The organism is Gordonia sp. GONU (assembly GCF_024733855.1).
Lineage (GTDB): Bacteria > Actinomycetota > Actinomycetes > Mycobacteriales > Mycobacteriaceae > Gordonia > Gordonia amicalis.
The window spans coordinates 57767-75739 of sequence record NZ_JANRHB010000023.1 but is presented as its reverse complement, the minus strand read 5'-3'; the positions used below and the strand labels follow the sequence as shown (position 1 = coordinate 75739).

At 68.1% G+C, this 17973-nt stretch carries 15 protein-coding genes; 7 read left to right on the top strand and 8 right to left on the bottom strand.

Features of this window, described 5'->3' with window-relative positions:
* Positions 1 to 227 precede the first annotated feature (227 nt).
* The 3 genes from ilvC to NWF34_RS18210 all read right to left on the bottom strand — a co-directional run bounded on the left by ilvC (position 228) and on the right by NWF34_RS18210 (position 3816).
* Complete coding sequence (gene ilvC / locus NWF34_RS18220) at positions 228 to 1241, bottom strand: ketol-acid reductoisomerase (protein WP_006434783.1); 1014 nt, start codon at positions 1239 to 1241, stop codon at positions 228 to 230.
* 95 nt (positions 1242 to 1336) lie between these two features.
* On the bottom strand, positions 1337 to 1840 hold the full coding sequence (gene ilvN, locus NWF34_RS18215; RefSeq protein ID WP_005199381.1) for an acetolactate synthase small subunit: 504 nt from the start codon (positions 1838 to 1840) through the stop codon (positions 1337 to 1339).
* Positions 1837 to 3816, bottom strand: a complete 1980-nt coding sequence (locus NWF34_RS18210; protein ID WP_258325705.1) for an acetolactate synthase large subunit — start codon at positions 3814 to 3816, stop codon at positions 1837 to 1839. The genes ilvN and NWF34_RS18210 overlap by 4 nt, the downstream gene beginning before the upstream one ends.
* 334 nt (positions 3817 to 4150) lie before the next feature.
* On the opposite strand from NWF34_RS18210, the gene NWF34_RS18205 reads away from it, so the two are divergent.
* The 3 genes from NWF34_RS18205 (at position 4151) to ilvD (ending at position 8175) form a co-directional block, all read left to right on the top strand.
* Entirely contained in the window at positions 4151 to 4630 is a 480-nt protein-coding gene (locus tag NWF34_RS18205; protein WP_258325704.1) for a PH domain-containing protein, read from the top strand.
* A gap of 75 nt (positions 4631 to 4705) precedes the next feature.
* On the top strand, positions 4706 to 6049 hold the full coding sequence (gene mgtE / locus NWF34_RS18200; protein WP_159405392.1) for a magnesium transporter: 1344 nt from the start codon (positions 4706 to 4708) through the stop codon (positions 6047 to 6049).
* Between the two features lie 281 nt (positions 6050 to 6330).
* Positions 6331 to 8175: a dihydroxy-acid dehydratase gene (ilvD, locus tag NWF34_RS18195; RefSeq protein WP_006434778.1), complete on the top strand. Its 1845-nt coding sequence runs from the start codon at positions 6331 to 6333 to the stop codon at positions 8173 to 8175.
* An 84-nt stretch (positions 8176 to 8259) separates the two neighbouring features.
* Here ilvD and NWF34_RS18190 read toward each other — a convergent pair whose 3' ends face one another.
* Positions 8260 to 9522, bottom strand: a complete 1263-nt coding sequence (locus NWF34_RS18190; RefSeq protein WP_024500523.1) for a DoxX family protein — start codon at positions 9520 to 9522, stop codon at positions 8260 to 8262.
* Positions 9523 to 9628: 106 nt separating this feature from the next.
* Between NWF34_RS18190 and NWF34_RS18185 the strand changes: the two genes are divergently transcribed.
* On the top strand, positions 9629 to 10732 hold the full coding sequence (locus NWF34_RS18185; RefSeq protein ID WP_024500524.1) for a PQQ-dependent sugar dehydrogenase: 1104 nt from the start codon (positions 9629 to 9631) through the stop codon (positions 10730 to 10732).
* Between the two features lie 166 nt (positions 10733 to 10898).
* Here NWF34_RS18185 and gatB read toward each other — a convergent pair whose 3' ends face one another.
* On the bottom strand, positions 10899 to 12404 hold the full coding sequence (gene gatB / locus NWF34_RS18180) for an Asp-tRNA(Asn)/Glu-tRNA(Gln) amidotransferase subunit GatB (RefSeq protein WP_258325703.1): 1506 nt from the start codon (positions 12402 to 12404) through the stop codon (positions 10899 to 10901).
* Positions 12405 to 12519: 115 nt separating this feature from the next.
* On the opposite strand from gatB, the gene NWF34_RS18175 reads away from it, so the two are divergent.
* A complete protein-coding gene (locus tag NWF34_RS18175) occupies positions 12520 to 12750 on the top strand; it encodes a PspC domain-containing protein (protein ID WP_024500526.1) in 231 nt (76 codons plus the stop codon).
* On the opposite strand, the gene NWF34_RS18170 is transcribed toward NWF34_RS18175, so the two are convergent.
* From NWF34_RS18170 to NWF34_RS18160, 3 genes are all read right to left on the bottom strand, one after another.
* The gene (locus NWF34_RS18170) at positions 12751 to 13785 is read right to left on the bottom strand and encodes a 6-phosphofructokinase (RefSeq protein ID WP_024500527.1); all 1035 of its coding nucleotides are present in this window, start codon (positions 13783 to 13785) and stop codon (positions 12751 to 12753) included. It lies immediately after the preceding gene.
* 77 nt (positions 13786 to 13862) lie between these two features.
* Complete coding sequence (locus NWF34_RS18165) at positions 13863 to 14555, bottom strand: response regulator transcription factor (RefSeq protein ID WP_159405390.1); 693 nt, start codon at positions 14553 to 14555, stop codon at positions 13863 to 13865.
* Between the two features lie 10 nt (positions 14556 to 14565).
* Positions 14566 to 15846: a sensor histidine kinase gene (locus NWF34_RS18160; RefSeq protein WP_258325702.1), complete on the bottom strand. Its 1281-nt coding sequence runs from the start codon at positions 15844 to 15846 to the stop codon at positions 14566 to 14568.
* A 311-nt stretch (positions 15847 to 16157) separates the two neighbouring features.
* On the opposite strand from NWF34_RS18160, the gene NWF34_RS18155 reads away from it, so the two are divergent.
* Complete coding sequence (locus NWF34_RS18155) at positions 16158 to 16712, top strand: hypothetical protein (protein ID WP_258325701.1); 555 nt, start codon at positions 16158 to 16160, stop codon at positions 16710 to 16712.
* A complete protein-coding gene (locus tag NWF34_RS18150) occupies positions 16709 to 17959 on the top strand; it encodes an alpha/beta-hydrolase family protein (protein WP_258325700.1) in 1251 nt (416 codons plus the stop codon). The genes NWF34_RS18155 and NWF34_RS18150 overlap by 4 nt, the downstream gene beginning before the upstream one ends.
* The last annotated feature ends 14 nt before the right edge of the window (positions 17960 to 17973 follow it).

Below are 17973 nucleotides of genomic sequence, written 5' to 3'. Positions count from 1 at the left end.
CCTGGCCCACCCGCAACGCTTCCGGCGCCCACCCCGGGCCCCGGAAATCCCGACCACCGTCGGGATCAACCACAGAAGAACAACCAACCAGCCCCTGTCTCAGACAGGTTGAGAAATTCCGCCGCCGGGTGGTGGAAATGCCGAAAAAGGGTGGGTTTGTCGTTGGCAGACGACGGCAGGCCCGCACCTCCGAAGAGGTGCGGGCCTGCCGTCAGAGTGGCTGAGACTCAGGCGGTCTCGGTGATCGGACGATCAACCCAGCTCATCAGGTCGCGCAGCTTCTTGCCGGTGACCTCGATCGGGTGCTCGGCGTTCTGCTTACGCAGGCCTTCGAGCTCCTTGTTGCCGCCTTCGACGTTGGCGACGAGGCGCTTGACGAAGGTGCCGTCCTGGATGTCCTTGAGGATGGCCCGCATGCGCTCCTTGGTGTCGGCGTCGATGACGCGCGGACCGGAGACATAGCCACCGAACTCGGCGGTGTCGGAGACCGAGTAGTTCATGCGGGCGATGCCACCCTCGTACATGAGGTCGACGATGAGCTTGAGCTCGTGCAGCACCTCGAAGTAGGCCATCTCCGGCGCGTAACCGGCCTCGACCATGACCTCGAAGCCGGCCTTGACCAGTTCCTCGGTGCCACCGCAGAGCACGGCCTGCTCACCGAAGAGGTCGGTCTCGGTCTCTTCCTTGAAGGTCGTCTTGATGATGCCGGCACGGCCACCGCCGATGGCGCTGGCGTAGCTGAGTGCGAGGGCCTGGCCCTCACCCTTCGGGTCCTGGTGGACCGCGATGAGCGCGGGAACACCCTTGCCGTCGACGAACTGACGACGCACCAGGTGGCCGGGGCCCTTGGGGGCGACCATGGCGACGGTGACGTTGGCCGGAGCCTTGATCAGGCCGAAGTGGATGTTCAGGCCGTGACCGAAGAACAGCGCGTCGCCGTCCTTGAGGTTCGGCTCGATGTCCTCGGTGAAGATCTGTGCCTGCGAGGTGTCGGGCGCGAGGACCATGATGACGTCGGCCCAGGCAGCAGCCTCGGCTGCGGTGAGGACCTTGAGGCCCTGCTCCTCGGCCTTGGCCTTGGACTTGGAGCCCTCACGCAGACCGATGACGACGTCGACGCCCGAGTCACGCAGCGACAGCGAATGCGCATGGCCCTGGCTGCCGTAGCCGATCACCGCGACCTTGCGACCCTGGATGATCGACAGATCCGCGTCGTCGTCGTAGAACAGTTCGATGGCCACTTTGTTTCCCTTCGATTTGTGGCGCCCCTCGCGATTTTCTCTCTCGCCGAGGGACTTCTAAATTCTTCGCCGCTGTTTCCAGCGGAGTGTATCGGTCAGCGATTGGCCGACATGCTCTTCGGTCCGCGACCCAGCGCGACTGCACCGGACTGGGCGATCTCACGGATGCCGTAAGGATCGAGCATCCGCAGAAGAGCCTCGAGCTTCTCCGACGTACCGGTGGCCTCGATGGTGAGCGACTCCGGCGACACGTCGATGACCTTGGCGCGGAACAGGTTCACCACCTCGATGACCTCGGTGCGCACCGTCGAATCGGAACGGACCTTGACCATCATCAGCTCGCGGGACACCGAGTTGGCCGGGTCCTGCTCGACGATCTTGATCACGTTCACCAGCTTGTTGAGCTGCTTGGTGACCTGCTCGAGCGGGAAGTCCTCGACGGAGACCATGATGGTCATCCGCGAGATCCCCTTGAGCTCGGTCGGTCCGACGGCAAGCGACTCGATGTTGAACCCGCGACGCGAGAACAATCCGGAGACGCGGGCCAGGACGCCCGGCCGGTCCTCGACCAGGACGCTGAGGGTATGGGTGGTGCTCACTTCTGGTCCTTCTCTGCTGCGCGGTCGGCCGGAGCGTTGTCGACCTTCTGGTCCACAGTCCCGCGTGGGGCGTTCATCGTCTCGTGGATCTCGACCGGGTCAGACGCCGACTCGTCGTCGTCGAACAGCGGCCGGATGTCGCGGGCCGCCATGATCTCGTCGTTGCCGGTGCCCGCGGCGACCATCGGCCACACCTGGGCGTCCTTGCCGACGATGAAGTCGATGACGACCGGACGGTCGTTGATCGCGCGTGCCTGAGCGATGACGTCGTCGACGTCCTCCTCACGCTCGACGCGGAAAGCGACACAGCCCAACGCTTCTGACAGCTTGACGAAGTCCGGGATCATCCGCGAATGCGTCGCCAGATCGGTGTTGGAGTACCGCTCCTCGTAGAACAGGGTCTGCCACTGCCGGACCATGCCCAGGTTGCCGTTGTTGATCAGCGCAACCTTGATCGGGATGCCCTCGATCGCGCAGGTGGCGAGTTCCTGGTTGGTCATCTGGAAGCAGCCGTCGCCGTCGATGGCCCACACCTCGGTGTCGGGTGCGGCGGCCTTGGCGCCCATGGCAGCGGGGACGGCGTAGCCCATCGTGCCCAGACCACCGGAGTTGAGCCAGGTTCGCGGCTTCTCATAGGAGATGAACTGCGCCGCCCACATCTGATGCTGGCCGACGCCGGCGCAGTAGACCGCGTCGGGTCCGGCGGCCTTGCCCAGAGCCTGGATGACGAACTCGGGAGACATCGAACCGTCGGTCTGACGGTCATAGCTCAGCGGGTAGGTCCGACGGATGCCGTCGAGGTAGGTCCACCACTCCGACAGATCCGGTGTGGTTCCACTGGTCGCCCGCTCGTCGCGCAGCGTCTCGGTCAGCTCGGCGATGACGGCTTTGCAGTCGCCGACGATCGGGACGTCGACCGGCCGGTTCTTGCCGATCTCGGCCGGGTCGATGTCGGCGTGGATGACCTTGGCGCCGGGGGCGAAGGAATCCAGCTGTCCGGTCACCCGGTCGTCGAACCGTGCGCCCAGCGTGATCAGCAGATCGCTTCGCTGCAGCGCACCGACGGCGGCCACGGTGCCGTGCATACCCGGCATACCCAGGTGCTGGTTGTGGCTGTCGGGGAACGCGCCGCGCGCCATCAGGGTCGTGACGACCGGGATGCCGGTCAGCTCGGCGAGCTCGAGCAGCTCCGCGGACGCGTTGGCCTTGATCACACCGCCACCGACGTAGAGAACCGGCGACTTCGCGGCGTTGATCATCCGAGCCGCCTCGCGGACCTGCTTGCCGTGCGGCTTGGTGACCGGACGGTAGCCGGGCAGGTCGATCTGAGGCGGCCACGAGAACGTGGTCTGGCTCTGCAGGATGTCCTTGGGGATGTCGACGAGAACCGCACCCGGACGTCCGCTCTCGGCGATGTGGAACGCCTCGGCGATGGTCTTGGGGATGTCGATCGCACGGCTGACCAGGAAGTTGTGCTTCGTGATCGGCATCGTGATGCCGGAGATGTCGGCCTCCTGGAAGGCGTCGGTGCCGATCAGCGACCGACCGACCTGACCGGTGATGGCCACGACCGGCACCGAGTCCATCTGCGCATCGGCCAGCGGGGTGACCAGGTTGGTGGCACCCGGGCCCGAGGTGGCCATCATGACGCCCGCGCGACCGGCGACCTGGGCGTAACCGGTGGCGGCGTGGCCGGCACCCTGCTCATGGCGGACCAGGACGTGACGGACCTTGGTGGAGTCCAGAAGCGGGTCGTAGACCGGCAGGACCGCGCCGCCGGGAATGCCGAAGACGACCTCGACACCGAGCTCCTCGAGGGATCGGACCACCGACTGCGCACCGCTGACGCGCTCCGGCGCGACGGTGTGCTGACCTACCGCACGGATGTTGCCCGCCGCGGGCGACTGCTGACGCAGTCCGGCGTTACGCGTCGGCTCACTACGGCCGGCGTCGTTGCGTGCTGTTGGTGCGCTCACTGCACGATCCTCATCTTGTCTGTATTTCGGTGGTGGGGTGATGTGACTACCTGACATGAAAAAACCCCCGACAGCTTCCGCTGTTCGAGGGTGGCGCGTCGATGCCGGTAGGGGTCTGCGAAGTGACCGGTCAGGCGACGCGCCAGCCGATTACTACGAGGATCCCGTTAATCATCACGTTGATCACGGTAGGACCGCGCGTCGTTCTGAGTCAAACTCCGGACCATGCCGTCCCACATGATGGGAAGGCGCAGGTGGTGACGGACGTCTCACCCACTACTCACGGGTACACCCGACGCCGGACTCGCCGCGGCCGGGTTGGCACAATGGAGACGTGCCGACTGATTCCAGCGACCCTGCCGCCCAGCCTCCGCGCAGCTCCCGGACACCACGCGATGCGGCGGCCGCCGACGACTCCCTCGAGATCACCTACCCGGTGACCTTCCGGATGAATCGGCTCGCCTACTTCACCGTGCCGATGCTCGCACTGGTCGTGGTCCTGCTGATCGGCGCCTCGCCGTGGTTCGCCTTCGCCTTCGTGGTGCCGGCCGTGCTGTGGTTCTGGATTCATCGTCTGCGCACGATCGTCACCGAGGACGGATTGCGTGCGGTCGGATTCTCGACCTCCGAGGTGGCCTGGTCCGACATCGCCGGCCTGCAGTTCCCCAAGTGGAGTTCGGTGCGCGCCGTCCTCCACAACGGTGAGCGAGTTCGCCTCCCCGCCATCGGTTTCCGCGACCTGCCCGCGCTGTCGATCGTCAGCGGTGGACGGATTCCGGATCCGTTCGAGGCGGCCGCGAACCCCGACGAGTAGAACCGGCACCCCCGGAGGCACAGAATCGACGCTGCGCGAACGGCTTTGACACGGACAGGCCGTTAGGCTCGTCGGGTGACGTACGCGACGCTCGACGCGAACCAACTCGACGACCTGATCTCCGACGGTGAGCTCGGCGCGGTCGCGACCGCGCTGTCCGCGATCCCCGCCGGCGACATCGCCGCCCTCCTCGACCGTCTCCCCCACCAGTCGCGGGGCGTGGCGTTCCGCCTCCTGCCCAAGGATCTCGCCGTCGAGGTCTTCGACGATCTCTCCGCCGACTCCCAGCGCAGGCTCATCGACGATCTCGGGACGGTCGAAGTGGTCGCCGCGTTCGATCACCTCGACCCCGACGACCGCGCGGAACTCCTCGACGAACTGCCCGCCGGTGTCGCCCGGGCACTCATCCAGCAACTGACCCCGGCCGAACGCGACGTCACCGCCGTCGTACTGGGTTATCCCCGCGGCTCGGTGGGGCGGCGGATGAGCCCGGAGTTCGTGCACGCCCGACTCGACGAGACCGCTGGCGCGGCGCTGAGCCGAGTGAAGGAGCGCGGGCACGCCGCCGAGACCATCTACACCGTGCCCGTGCTCGACGATGCCCGCACGCTGAGCGGCGTCGTCAGTCTTCGTGACCTGCTACTCGCCGATCCGGAGGCACCCGTCGCCGGTCTGATGCGCAAGCCGATGTTCGCGCACTCCGACGACGACGCGGAGTCCACCGCCCAGCGGTGCGTCGATCGGGGCATCCTCGCGATGCCCGTCGTCGACCGCGACAACCGACTCGTCGGCGTCCTCACCATCGACGACGCGGTCGAGGTCGTCGAACAGGCCCGCGACACCGACGAAGCCCGTGCCGGTGCCCGCGAACCGCTTCGCGAGCCGTACCTGCATGCGTCGATACTGTCGATCACCCGCGCCCGGATCGTGTGGCTGTTCGTCCTGGCGGTGTCGGCAATCCTCACCGTGAACGTTCTGGAGATCTTCGAGGGCACGCTCGAACAGAAGGTCGCCCTCGCGCTGTTCATCCCACTGCTCACCGGGATCGGCGGCAACACCGGTTCGCAGGCCGCGACCACCGTCACCCGCGCCCTCGCGACCGACGACGTGACGACCCGCGACGTCGTGCGCGTCGCCGGCAAGGAGGTCCGGGTCGGTCTGACGATGGGCTCGCTGCTCGGTGTCGTCGGATTCGCCGTCGCCGCACTGGTGTACGGCGTCGACATCGGCACGGTGATCGGTCTGACCATCGTGTCGATCTGCACGATGGCCGCGACCGTCGGCGGGGTGATGCCGCTGGTCGCGAAATCCATCCGCGTGGACCCGGCGGTGTTCTCGACCCCGTTCATCTCCACGTTCTGCGACGCGACAGGTCTCATCGTCTACTTCTCCATCGCCAAGGCGGTCTTGGGAATCTGACGCCGCCACCCGGCATCGCGAGCGTCCGTCCACGTCCGAATCGTTTTGTTTCCGCATGTCACAGCGGAGTAGCCTGGTCTCTCGGCGACTCGCGACGCCCACCCTCAGCGTGCGACGCCCCGTTCAACCCAGTTCCCGGGGCACACGGCCCTGTGAAACACACCCTCGGGATCGCGGTGTTGACGCCACGAGTCCGACGCGGCGAACACCTCCGGCCCAGGAGCCCGAAGGCGTTCGGCCGGAACGACTCCGCCCGACCCGACGATCGATATGAGGAAGCCATGCCAGCCCTGAGGTCACGCACCACCACCGTCGGCCGCGAAGCCGCCGGCGCCCGCTCCCTGTGGCGCGCCACCGGGATGACCGACGACGATTTCGGCAAGCCGATCGTGGCGATCGCCAACTCGTACACGCAGTTCGTGCCGGGGCATGTGCACCTCAAGGATGTCGGCGAGATCGTCGCCGACGCAGTGCGCGCCGCCGGTGGCGTCCCCCGCGAATTCCACACCATCGCCGTCGACGACGGCATCGCAATGGGTCACGGCGGCATGCTGTACTCGCTGCCCAGCCGCGAGATCATCGCCGACTCGGTCGAATACATGGTCAACGCCCACACCGCCGACGCGCTGGTGTGCATCTCCAACTGCGACAAGATCACCCCCGGCATGCTCAATGCCGCGATGCGCCTGAACATCCCGACCGTGTTCGTCTCCGGCGGACCGATGGAGGCCGGCAAGGCCGTCGTCGTCGGCGATGTCGCTCATCCGTCTTCGGACCTCATCACCACCATCTCCGCGTCGGCCAACAGCGACGTCGACGAGGCCGGGCTGGACGAGGTCGAACGGTCGGCCTGCCCGACCTGTGGCTCGTGTTCGGGCATGTTCACCGCCAACTCGATGAACTGCCTCACCGAGGCTCTCGGACTCGCTCTGCCGGGCAACGGTTCCACGCTGGCCACCCACGAGGCACGACGTGCGTTGTTCGAGCGCGCGGGCAAGGTGGTCATCGACGCCGCGAACCGCTGGTACCGCGACGACGACGCCTCGGTCCTGCCCCGCAACATCGCGACCCCGGCCGCCTTCCGGAACGCGATGGCGCTCGACGTCGCGATGGGCGGCTCGACCAACACCGTGCTGCACATCCTCGCCGCGGCACAGGAGGGTGAGGTCGCCGATTTCGACCTGTCGACCATCGACGAGATCAGCCGCAGGGTCCCGTGCCTGTCGAAGGTGTCCCCCAACTCCGACTACCACATGGAGGACGTCCACCGCGCCGGCGGAATCCCGGCGATCCTCGGTGAACTCCGTCGCGCCGGACTGCTCGACGACACCACCTCGACCGTCCACACGCCGACGATGGCGCAGGCCCTCGACGACTGGGACATCCGCGGCGGCAAGGCTCTCGACGAGGCCGTCGAACTGTTCCACGCGGCGCCGGGTGGCGTGCGGACGACGACCCCGTTCTCCACGGCGAACCGGTGGAGTTCACTCGACACCGACGCCGCCGGGGGCTGCATCCGCGACCTCGAGCACGCCTACACCGTCGAAGGCGGGCTGTGCGTGCTGCGCGGCAACCTCGCGCCCGACGGTGCCGTTCTCAAGACCGCCGGCATCGACGAGGACCTGTGGCACTTCGAGGGTCCGGCCCGCGTGGTCGAGAGCCAGGAGGATGCCGTCCAGGTCATTCTCTCGAAGACCATCCAGGCCGGCGAGGTCCTGGTCGTGCGCTACGAAGGCCCTGCGGGTGGTCCGGGTATGCAGGAGATGCTGCACCCGACCGCCTTCATGAAGGGCACCGGCATGGGCAAGAAGTGCGCGCTCATCACCGACGGCCGGTTCTCCGGCGGATCGTCGGGTCTGTCGGTCGGCCACATGTCGCCGGAGGCGGCCTCGGGGGGCGCGATCGGACTCGTCGAGGATGGCGACCGGATCCTCATCGACGTCAAGACGCGTCGTCTCGAGGTGCTCGTCGACGACGACGTGCTCGCCGAGCGCCGGGCCAAGATGGAGGCCTCCGAGCGTCCGTGGCAGCCGAAGGACCGTCAGCGCACGGTCACGACCGCGCTGCGCGCGTACGCGAAGCTCGCGACCTCGGCCGACAAGGGCGCGGTCCGTCAGGTCGACTGACGCCTCTCAGCAGAAGATGCGGGGTGCGTACCGGAGTCCGGTACGCACCCCGCATTCTGTGTCGGAGCTTGCTCCTCGTGTGACTCAGTTGAGCGGGTTGGTGCCGTTCGCCAGAATCCAGACGGCAGCGGCCGCACCGATGCCGACGATCAGCCACACGAAGGACCCGACGAACGGTCGACGGGCCCAGCCCCGCGGGTAGTCCAGTGAGTACAGGCCGGGACCGGTGAGGATGACCGCGGCCGCGGTAGCCGCGAGGAACAACTCGTACTCCGCTCCCTGTGCCGCGGCGAAGAATTCGAAACCGCCGGCCGAGGACACCCGGTACGCCGCGGCGACGAGCATCGTGCCGAGGATCGCCGACGCGCCGATCGGGGTCAGCAAGCCGAGGATCACCATGAGGCCGCCGACCGTCTCCGCGAGTGCGCCGACGATCGCGAGGATCTGCGCGTAGTCGGCGTTGAACCCGCCGTCGACGAGCATCTGCTCGAATCCGCTGAGCCGCGGCCCGTTCCAGAGGCCGAACAGTTTCTGCAGGCCGTGTGCGCCGACGAACGCGCCGAGCGCGATCCGCAGCAGCAACAGGCCGAGGTCGATGGTGCCGCGCCGCGACTTCGCGACAGCGTCCTCGAGTTCGTCGTCGGCCACCGACCTCGTGTCGTACTCGTCCTCATGCGCCCGGTTCCGTCGACGACCGAACAGTCGCCGGCCCGGTGACTCGTCGTCGAGCAAAGCGGTGTCCGACGAACCCGGTTCGTCCGGGTTCGCGCGGTAACGGCCGGTGTCGTCCTCGTCGTCGAGGAAGTCGTAGCGGCCGGTGCCGACCGGTGGCAACGCGGGTTCGGGCCTGGTCGCGGTGTCGTCGGCGGGGATCTCGGCGGAGGTACCGGTCTGGGCGACCGGGCGGCGCCCGAACGCGACGGTCGGTTCGCCGTCCGACTGCGGGCTCCGGGACTTCGGAGTGCTCGCAGGTCCCGCCGTGCCCCGAGGTTCCGCGGTGCCCCGAGATTCCGGGGAGTGATCAGGTTCGGGGCTGCTCGCAGGTTCCGGGGTGCGCACGGGTTCGTGGACAGGTGCCGGTGGCGGGTTGACCACGGTGCCCCTGATCTGACGGGTCTCCACATCGCCGGGATCGATGTCGTCGAGTTCGTCGACCCGCGCATACGGTGCCGGTGAACGCCGTGCGTGCCGGTTGTAGAAGTCGTCCCGGTCGACCGCGGGCGGCGGTGCGGGGGTCGGTGGATGGTCCGTCACCGGGATCTGACCGGTCGGCTCGTCGTATGGGCTGGTCGCGGACGGGCTCGACGTATCGGGCTCCCTGTCGCTCGGCGTGTCGCGTTCGCTCACATGCCCGACTCTAGAGGCTCGCGGTGTGCGGTCCCCGCACCCCGACGGGGTGAGTCGGCACACCACTACTGTGGACGCCATGTGGAAGGGGCGGCCGACGGGCCGAATGCTGGTGGCGTTTCTGGCGGTGATCGCGCTCGCTCTGGGCGGCTGCGCGAACTTCACCGAACAGGACCGTCAGCGGGAGGCCGGCGCGTTCAGTCCCAACAACCGTCCGAGTGGCCAGGCCGAGCCGACGCCGCCCCCGGAGACGCCGCGGGAGACCCAGCCGCCGCCGACGGGACCGTGCGTCGACCCCGATCCCGCGGTGATCGCGACCTGTCTCGCGTCGACGGGTGGGGTGATGCCCGGTGACGAGCAGGGCGAGGTCACGGTCGTCGCCGAACGCACGACCGGGAAGATCATCACCACCAAGCGCTATGGCCCCGAACGGGTCCTCGGTCAGGCCCCGGTCGACGCGTCGGGCGACGGCGGACTCATCGATTTCGCCTTCTCCCCCACCTACTCCCAGGACCGCCTGATCTACGCACTGATCACCACGCCGTCGGACAATCGGGTCGTCCGTCTCGCCCCCGGCGACGTGCCGAAGCCGATCCTGACCGGAATCCCCAAGGGCGCCACCGGGAACATGGGCTCGATGTACTTCCGCTCGCCCACCGAGCTGGTGGTCGCCACCGGCGACGCCGGGAACCCGGCCGCCGCTGACGACGCGTCGTCTCTGGCCGGAAAGCTGCTGCTGATCACCTCGTTCACCTCGGGTGTGAGCCCGCGTCCGCAGATCCTGGCCTCGGGTTTCGGATCATCGGTCGCCCTGTGCCCCAACGCATCCACCGGGACCATCTACGTCGCCGACCAGAAGGCCACCGAGGACCGCGTGCAGGTCATCGAAGAAGGTGGCCCCAAGGTGCTGTGGACGTGGCCCGACAAGCCGCAGATCGCCGGGTGCGGCGTGGCCGGCGGCAGCATCTTCGTCTCGACGACCCGCACCCAGCGGATCGAGGGCATCCGGGAACCGACCCGCGAGGACCCGACGATCACCCCTCCCGTCGTAGCCCTCGACCGCCGCTACGGCGCGCTCGGCCGGATGGCCGCACTTCCCAACGGACTCCTGCAGGTGGCCACCGTCAACAAGCAGGTCGGCAATCCGAAGCCGACCGACGACCGCGTGTTCCGCTTCCTCCCGCAGGGTGGGGGCAACGACCGGACCTGAGTGGGCTTCGACCGCACCGGGCTTCGACGCGGTTCCTCGCTGCGCTCGGTACCGGCTCAGCCGACAGGAAACACCACCCATGCTGCGCTCGGTACCGGCTCAGCCGACAGGAAAACACCACCCACGCTGCGCTCCGTACCGGCTCAGCCGGCAGCAAGCGCCACCGCTAGGAGCAGGCCGCGAGCACCAGTTCCTTGACCCGTGCCGGGTCGGCCTGTCCGCGGGTGGCCTTCATGACGTCGCCGACGATCTTGCCGGCCGCGGCGACCTTGCCCCCGCGGATCTTCTCGGCGATGTCGGGGTTGGCGGCCAGGGCGTCGTCGACGGCCTTCTGCAGGGCCGAGTCGTCGCGGACGACCTCGAGGCCGCGGTCGGCCACGATCTGCTTCGGCTCACCTTCACCGTCGAGCACCGCGGTGGCGACCTGCTGGGCGAGCTTGGTGGTCAGCTTGCCCTCGTCGACGAGTCCGATGATCTCGGCGACCTGCGCCGGCGTGACGGACAGGTCGGCGAGTTCCACGCCACGCGAATTGGCCTGCTGCGCAAGGAACGACACCCACCAGCCGCGGGCGGCCTCGGGTGACGCGCCGGCGTCGACGGTGGCGATGATGAGGTCGACGGCACCGACGTTGACCAGGTCGCGCATGACCTCGTCGGACACACCCCATTCCTCCTGGATGCGCGCGCGACGCAACCACGGCAACTCGGGCAGCGTGGCTCGGAGTTCCTCGATCCACGCCGAATCCGGCTGGACCGGAGGCAGATCCGGCTCCGGGAAGTAGCGATAGTCCTCGGCGGTCTCCTTGCGGCGTCCGGCCGAGGTGGTGCCGTCGGCCTCGTGGAAGTGCCGGGTCTCCTGCACGATCTCGCCGCCGGTCTGCAGGATCGCCGCCTGGCGGCGCATCTCGTAGCGCACGGCGACCTCGACGCTCTTGAGCGAGTTGACGTTCTTGGTCTCGGTGCGGGTACCGAATTCGGCCGCGCCCTTGGTCATCAGCGACAGGTTCACGTCGCAGCGCATCGAGCCCTGGTCCATGCGCACGTCCGACACGTCGAGGGACTTGAGCAGGTCGCGCAGCGCCGTCACATACGCGCGTGCAACCTCGGGTGCACGCTCGCCGGCTCCGACGATGGGTCGGGTGACGATCTCGACGAGCGGCACGCCGGCGCGGTTGTAGTCGAGCAGCGAGTGGCTCGCACCGTGGATTCGGCCGGTGGCGCCGCCGATGTGCAGCGACTTGCCGGTGTCCTCCTCCATGTGTGCCCGCTCGATCTCCACGCGCCACGTGGTGCCGTCGGCGAGCAGGACGTCGAGGTAACCGTCGTATGAGGTGGGCTCGTCGTACTGCGAGATCTGGTAGTTCTTCGGCTGGTCCGGGTAGAAGTAGTTCTTCCGCGCGAACTTGCTCGACGGCCGGATCGAGCAGTTCAGTGCCAGGCCGATGCGGATCGCCGATTCGATGGCCTTGGCGTTGGCGACCGGCAGCGAACCGGGCAGACCGATGCACACCGGGCACACCTGAGTATTGGGGTCGGCGCCGAACTCGGTCGGGCATCCGCAGAACATCTTGGTCGCGGTACCCAGCTCGACGTGCACCTCGAGGCCCATCACCGGATCGAAAGCGGCGATGACCTCGTCGTACTCCAACAGTTCGACGGCGGCGGAAGTCATGGCTGCCAGTTTATGCGGCGATATCCCAGGGATACGTTCAGGGTGATCACCGATGCCGGGAACCGGTCGTCGAACCTACCGTCGAAGACATCAGTTCACCGACCGAGGAGTCCCGATGACCACCGCACAACCTGCTTCCCCCGCCCCGCGACTGACGCGATCACGCTCGAACGCATGGCTCGGCGGCGTCTGCGGCGGTATCGCCGAACGATGGGGCTGGGACCCGACCCTGGTGCGTGTCCTGTTCGTGCTGTCGATGCTCCTCCCCGGCCCCCAGGTGCTCATCTACCTGGCGCTGTGGATCGTCATCCCCCGCGAACCCGCACCGGCCATCACCGCGGTCTAGCTAGCCGAAGATGACCCGGATCTCCTTGTACTGATCCAGGGGCACGGTTTTCAGTTCCCCGAGCGCCTCGTCGAAGGTGATCCGGTCGATCCGGGTCCCGTGGAGGGCGACCATGTGTCCCCAGCCCTTCTCGGCGACCAGGTCCGCGGTGGCCATGCCCATGCGGGTGGCGAGAACCCGGTCATAGGCCGACGGCACACCGCCGCGTTGGATGTAGCCGAGGACCGTGGCCCGGGTCGCGATGCCGGTCCGTTCCTCGATGAGCGGCGCCAGCACCTCCGCGACACCACCGAGGCGTGGCCGGTTGAATTCGTCGCGCCCCTTGGTGGAGTACGCCTCCGTCATCTCGGGGAGCTTGAAACCCTCGGCGACGACGACCATCGGTGCACGACCGCGCGCCTTGACACTGGTCACCCAGGCGCAGATCTGATCGAGACTCTCGGGGTGCTCGGGGATGAGGATGACGTGCGCGCCGCCGGCGATACCCGAGTGCAGGGCGATCCAGCCGGCGTGGCGCCCCATCACCTCGAGCACCATGCACCTCCTGTGCGAGTTGCCGGTGGTCCGTAAGCGGTCGATGGCCTCGGTTGCGATCTCGACGGCGGTGTTGAATCCGAACGTGTAGTCGGTGGCGTCGATGTCGTTGTCGATCGTCTTCGGGACGCCGACGATGTTGATGCCGTCGTCGAACAGTCGCTTCGACGCCGACGCCGTGCCCTCGCCGCCGATCGCGATGACACCGTCGATGCCGAGGTTCTCGAGCACCTTCTTGATGTTGTCGGGGCCGCCGTCGGGTTCGGTGTAGGGACCGAACCTGCTCGTCCCCAGGATCGTTCCGCCCTGATTGGACAGACCGCGCACCGTGGATCGGTTCAGTTCCATGATGTCGCCGTAGACGAGACCCGCCCAGCCGTCCTTGAAGCCGACGAACTCGTGACCGTAGACGGTCTCACCCTTGAGCACCGCACCGCGGATGACGGCGTTCAGACCGGGGCAGTCACCGCCGGAGGTCAGAATGCCGAATCTCTTGGCCATGTGGTGAGACCCTCCTTCTCGAGCGCGACGGACACCCCCAATCTAGTGCCCGCGTGCCCGACCCGCTGACCACGAAATCACTTGATCCCGTTCTCGTAGGCGAACACCACGGCCTGCGCTCGATCGCGCAGCGCCAGCTTGCCCAGGAGACTGCTCACGTGGGTCTTGACGGTCTGTTCGGTGACGTAGAGATCGGCGCCGATCTCGGCGTTCGACTTGCCGTCGGCCACCAGATCGAGTACCTCTCGCTCGCGCGGGGTGAGGTGTTCGAGTGCGGGGTTGCGGCTGGGGCGTCGACGGCGTGCGGTCACCTCGGTGATGAGTCGCTTGGTGATCGACGGCGCGAGCAGCGCTTCGCCGGCGGCGACCACGCGCACCGCACGCACGAGTTCGTCGGCAGGCGCGTCCTTGAGCAGGAAGCCCGACGCACCGATCCGCAACGCCTCGTAGACGTAATCATCGATGTCGAAGGTGGTGAGCATCAGCACGCGGGTCGGCGGTTCCAGCCCGGCCGACAGGATCTGTTCGGCGGCCCACAGCCCGTCCTTGCGCGGCATCCGCACGTCCATCAGGACGACGTCGGGACGCGCACGCCGGCACACCTCGACCGCTTCGACCCCGTCGGCGGCGTCCCCGAGCACGGACAGGTCGGGCTGGGCGGCGAGCAGGGCCGAGAAACCCTGACGCACCATCGCCTGGTCGTCGGCGATGACGACGGTGATCGGACCGGTGTTGCCCTGTGCTTGCTGCGATTCCGCGTTGATCGGCACGCCTGCCACGCTACTGGTCGGAGACCGGCGAGGAGACCTTCGGCACGGTCGCCGACGACGGTGCGCCGGCGATGACCCCGTCGCGTGGTGGCGTCATCGGGATCCGCGCACGCACCGCGAACCCGCCGTCGACCGTCGGTGCCGCGACGAGCGAACCCCCTACGGCCTGCGCACGTTCGAGCATCCCGGGAATACCGACGCCGTTGCCGCCGATCCCGAGGGGTTCGGCCGTCGGCGTCGAATTGACCACAGCCACCTCGACGGTGCCGTGCTCACCCGGTGTCACACTCACCAGCGTGCGGCTGCCCGGCGCGTGTCGGGTGGCGTTGGCCAGCGACTCCTGAACGATCCGGTAGATCACCAGTGCCGCCGATTCCCCCACCCCGGCATCGTCGACCTCGCGGATCAGCGTGACATCGGAGCCGGCCCGAGTGGTCGCGGCGACGAGCGAATCGATCTGCGCCAGGCCCGGATTGGGGGCCGTGGTCTCGGCGCCCTCGACCCGCAGCACCCCGAGCAGCTGGCGGACCTCGTCGAGTGAGGTTCGGGCGGCATCGGCGATGGCGTCGAATTCGGCTGCCGCCGCGGGCGAGACGTCGTCGATCCGGTAGCGCGCGGTCTGCGACATCACGACGACCATCGACATGCGGTGTGCCACCACGTCGTGCAGGTCGCGGGCGATGCGCGCGCGTTCCTGCAGCACCGCGGATTCGGCCTCCGCCTCCTCGGTTTGTCTCGTGCGAACGGCGAGCTGCCGCCGCGACGCCATCAGTCCGCGGAGCAGTGCCACGACGACCGCGAGCACCGAGATCCCGACGATCCACGCGGGGTGCACCGCGTAGGCGACGACGAGCGAGGTCGTGAGCCACACCAGCGGAATCCATCGCAACGGGCAGCGCAGCATCACCATGGCCGTCAGCACGAGCAGCTCGATGAAATGGGTTACCTGGATGGTGAGTTCCCAATCGTTGCGCGTGGGCACGACGAGACCGATGACCTGCGCCGAGACCACCGAGACCGCCCAGCCGACGAGCGGCGCCGACCAGGCGAGCGCGATGGGGAGCGCGGCGAACGCCGCGACGACGGGCAGGACGAACGCCGGCACGGAGTGCGTGACCGGCAGGGTCGGCCAGGCGATCGAGTACATGATCAGGGCCACGACCAGGAAGAACCAGTTGACCCGCGAGGAGAAATAGGCACGCACCGCGGGGTCCTGGGCGACCGGCGCGGTGGACGCCCAGCCGACGAAGTCACCGCCGGCCGCGCGCAGATGCTTGCGTAAACCGAACATGAGGTTCACCCTAGGCTCCGAGGGGCCCGGCAGTCCTCATACTTTCGGGGGAGACGGCATCGTTCCCGAGTAGTATCCGCCGCCCGGCATCCCCGCCGCGCCGGTGAGTACGAACCGCCCGTCGGAGCGATGTGGACCGGCGGTTTCACCCCCTAGCGTCAACGGCCATGAACCCTCCCGGACCACTGCGGAAATGGCCTTCGGACAACACTTCTCACCTTGATCACGGCGCGGACCCGGCGCCCCGACGGGGCCGGATCCGAACCCTCGTCGCCGCACTGACACTCGCTGTTCTCCTTGCCGGACAATGGATGTCGACGGCGCAAGCAGTCGCCGGTGACAACGGTTCCATCGCGGGTCCGGTCATCCCGCACCCCGAGGATGCCGACAATCCATATGCCGCAGCCGTCGTCGCACTGACCGGACCGGCTCCGGCCACGACGATGGACGTCCTGCCCGCATCCTTCGAGATGCACATGGGTTACACGCCGACGGTCGTGACCGGTGTACCCACGGACCCGGACGGCAGCTGCTCGTCGCCGGTACCGCTCCCGGACCGGTTCACACCGCTGTGCCGCACACACGATTTCGGCTACGACCTGTTGCGTGCTGCCGCGGCAGACGGCCGACCGCTGGGATCGTGGGCGCGATTCGCCCTGGACCGCATGCTGATCGAGGCGATGCAGCGTTCCTGCGATGATCCCGCCTGCGCGACCGCGGCCCACGTAGCCCGCATCGGTCTGGCCTGGAACACCTGGCGCCAGTTCGGTGGACCGCCGATCCGACAGGAATCGATTCCCCAGCTGGTGTCCACCACGGTCGAACGCGCGCTGGTCGATCGGCAGCCCACCGAGGAGCTCTCATGATCAGCGCGCCTGCCGCTCGCGTGTCGATGGACGCCGGGCGAGCTCTGCCTCCCCCGGTTCTCGTGGTCAGTATCGTCGCTTCGTATCTCCTGGCGCTCCATCCCGGAACGCTTCCGCGCGACGCGGCGACGACCGCGGTCGTGACGTCCGGCTTCGCCGCCGTGGGCGCGGTCGTGGGAATGCTGTTGTCACGATGGGCTTCCCGGCGACGCCCGCACCCGGACACGCAGACGCGTCGCGTCGTCTTCGGTGCCGGGGTGCTGATCGCGGCCGGCGGTGCGGGACTGTCGGTGTGGTGGCAGAGCTTGATCCGCGCCGCGGTCGGGGCGCCACCCGTTGGACCCGACTGGTGGGTTGCGGCCACGGTCGCACCCGCTGCAGCGGTCGCCGCGATCGTGCTGATCCCCCGCGTCACCGCGGTGATCGCGGCGTCGGCGGTCGCGCTCACCGCCGGACTTCTCGCCCCGGCCGACGCCGGTGCCGACCGCGGACAACCGCTGCCGCGCACCGTCGTCGTCTCCGAGTTCGGGACTCTGCTGCGAGGAGAACTCGCCGCACCGGAATTCGATCGTCCGGCAGAACGGTTGGTGAGGTCCTGGATGCACAGCGGCGGACTGTCGGCTCGCGCGGTGATCGTTGCGGTCCCCACCGGGTCGGGCTGGGTCGACCCGGCCGCGGTCGCCGGTTTCGTCGACCGCTTCGACGGGGACGTCCGGATACTGACACTCCCCTACGCCGACGTGCCGTCGTGGAAAGCGTTCATCTCCGATGATGCGGCCGCGACGGAATCGTCGATCACGCTGGTCCGCGAACTCGCGAAGGTCCTGGCGAGCCGGTCCGCGGGCGCCCGGCCCCGGTTGGTGCTCTACGGCCAGAGCCTCGGCGCGGTGGGGGCCGACGCCGCCCGGGTCTGGCTCGAGGACCATCACCCGTCACTGCTCGCGGAGACCGTCCTGACCGCACCGCCCGCGGGGACGGTGGCGCAGGCGTCGAGAACGCCGCGGATCGTCATGGCCAATCGCAGCGATCCGGTGGTCCGCTGGTCACTCGGTTCGCTGTGGCGTCCGCCTGCGTATCCCGAAGACACCGTGCTCGGCGGTCGACGGGTACCCGAGGTCCCCTGGCTGCCGGTCGTCGGATTCCTGCAGTCCAGCGTCGACCTGCTGGCCGCGCTCGACGGACCGACGGGCGTCGGTCACCGCTACGGGACCGAGCAGGCGCGACCGGTCAGCGGCCTGCCGCGGTGACCTCGCAAACCCAC

Coding starts and splice junctions, on each gene's coding strand:
- ilvD (WP_006434778.1), top strand. CDS start 6,331: ATGCCAGCCCTGAGGTCACGCACCACCACCGTCGGCCGCGAAGCCGCC.
- NWF34_RS18185 (WP_024500524.1), top strand. CDS start 9,629: ATGCTGGTGGCGTTTCTGGCGGTGATCGCGCTCGCTCTGGGCGGCTGC.
- gatB (WP_258325703.1), bottom strand. CDS start 12,404: ATGACTTCCGCCGCCGTCGAACTGTTGGAGTACGACGAGGTCATCGCC.
- NWF34_RS18175 (WP_024500526.1), top strand. CDS start 12,520: ATGACCACCGCACAACCTGCTTCCCCCGCCCCGCGACTGACGCGATCA.
- NWF34_RS18170 (WP_024500527.1), bottom strand. CDS start 13,785: ATGGCCAAGAGATTCGGCATTCTGACCTCCGGCGGTGACTGCCCCGGT.
- NWF34_RS18160 (WP_258325702.1), bottom strand. CDS start 15,846: ATGTTCGGTTTACGCAAGCATCTGCGCGCGGCCGGCGGTGACTTCGTC.
- NWF34_RS18155 (WP_258325701.1), top strand. CDS start 16,158: ATGTCGACGGCGCAAGCAGTCGCCGGTGACAACGGTTCCATCGCGGGT.
- NWF34_RS18150 (WP_258325700.1), top strand. CDS start 16,709: ATGATCAGCGCGCCTGCCGCTCGCGTGTCGATGGACGCCGGGCGAGCT.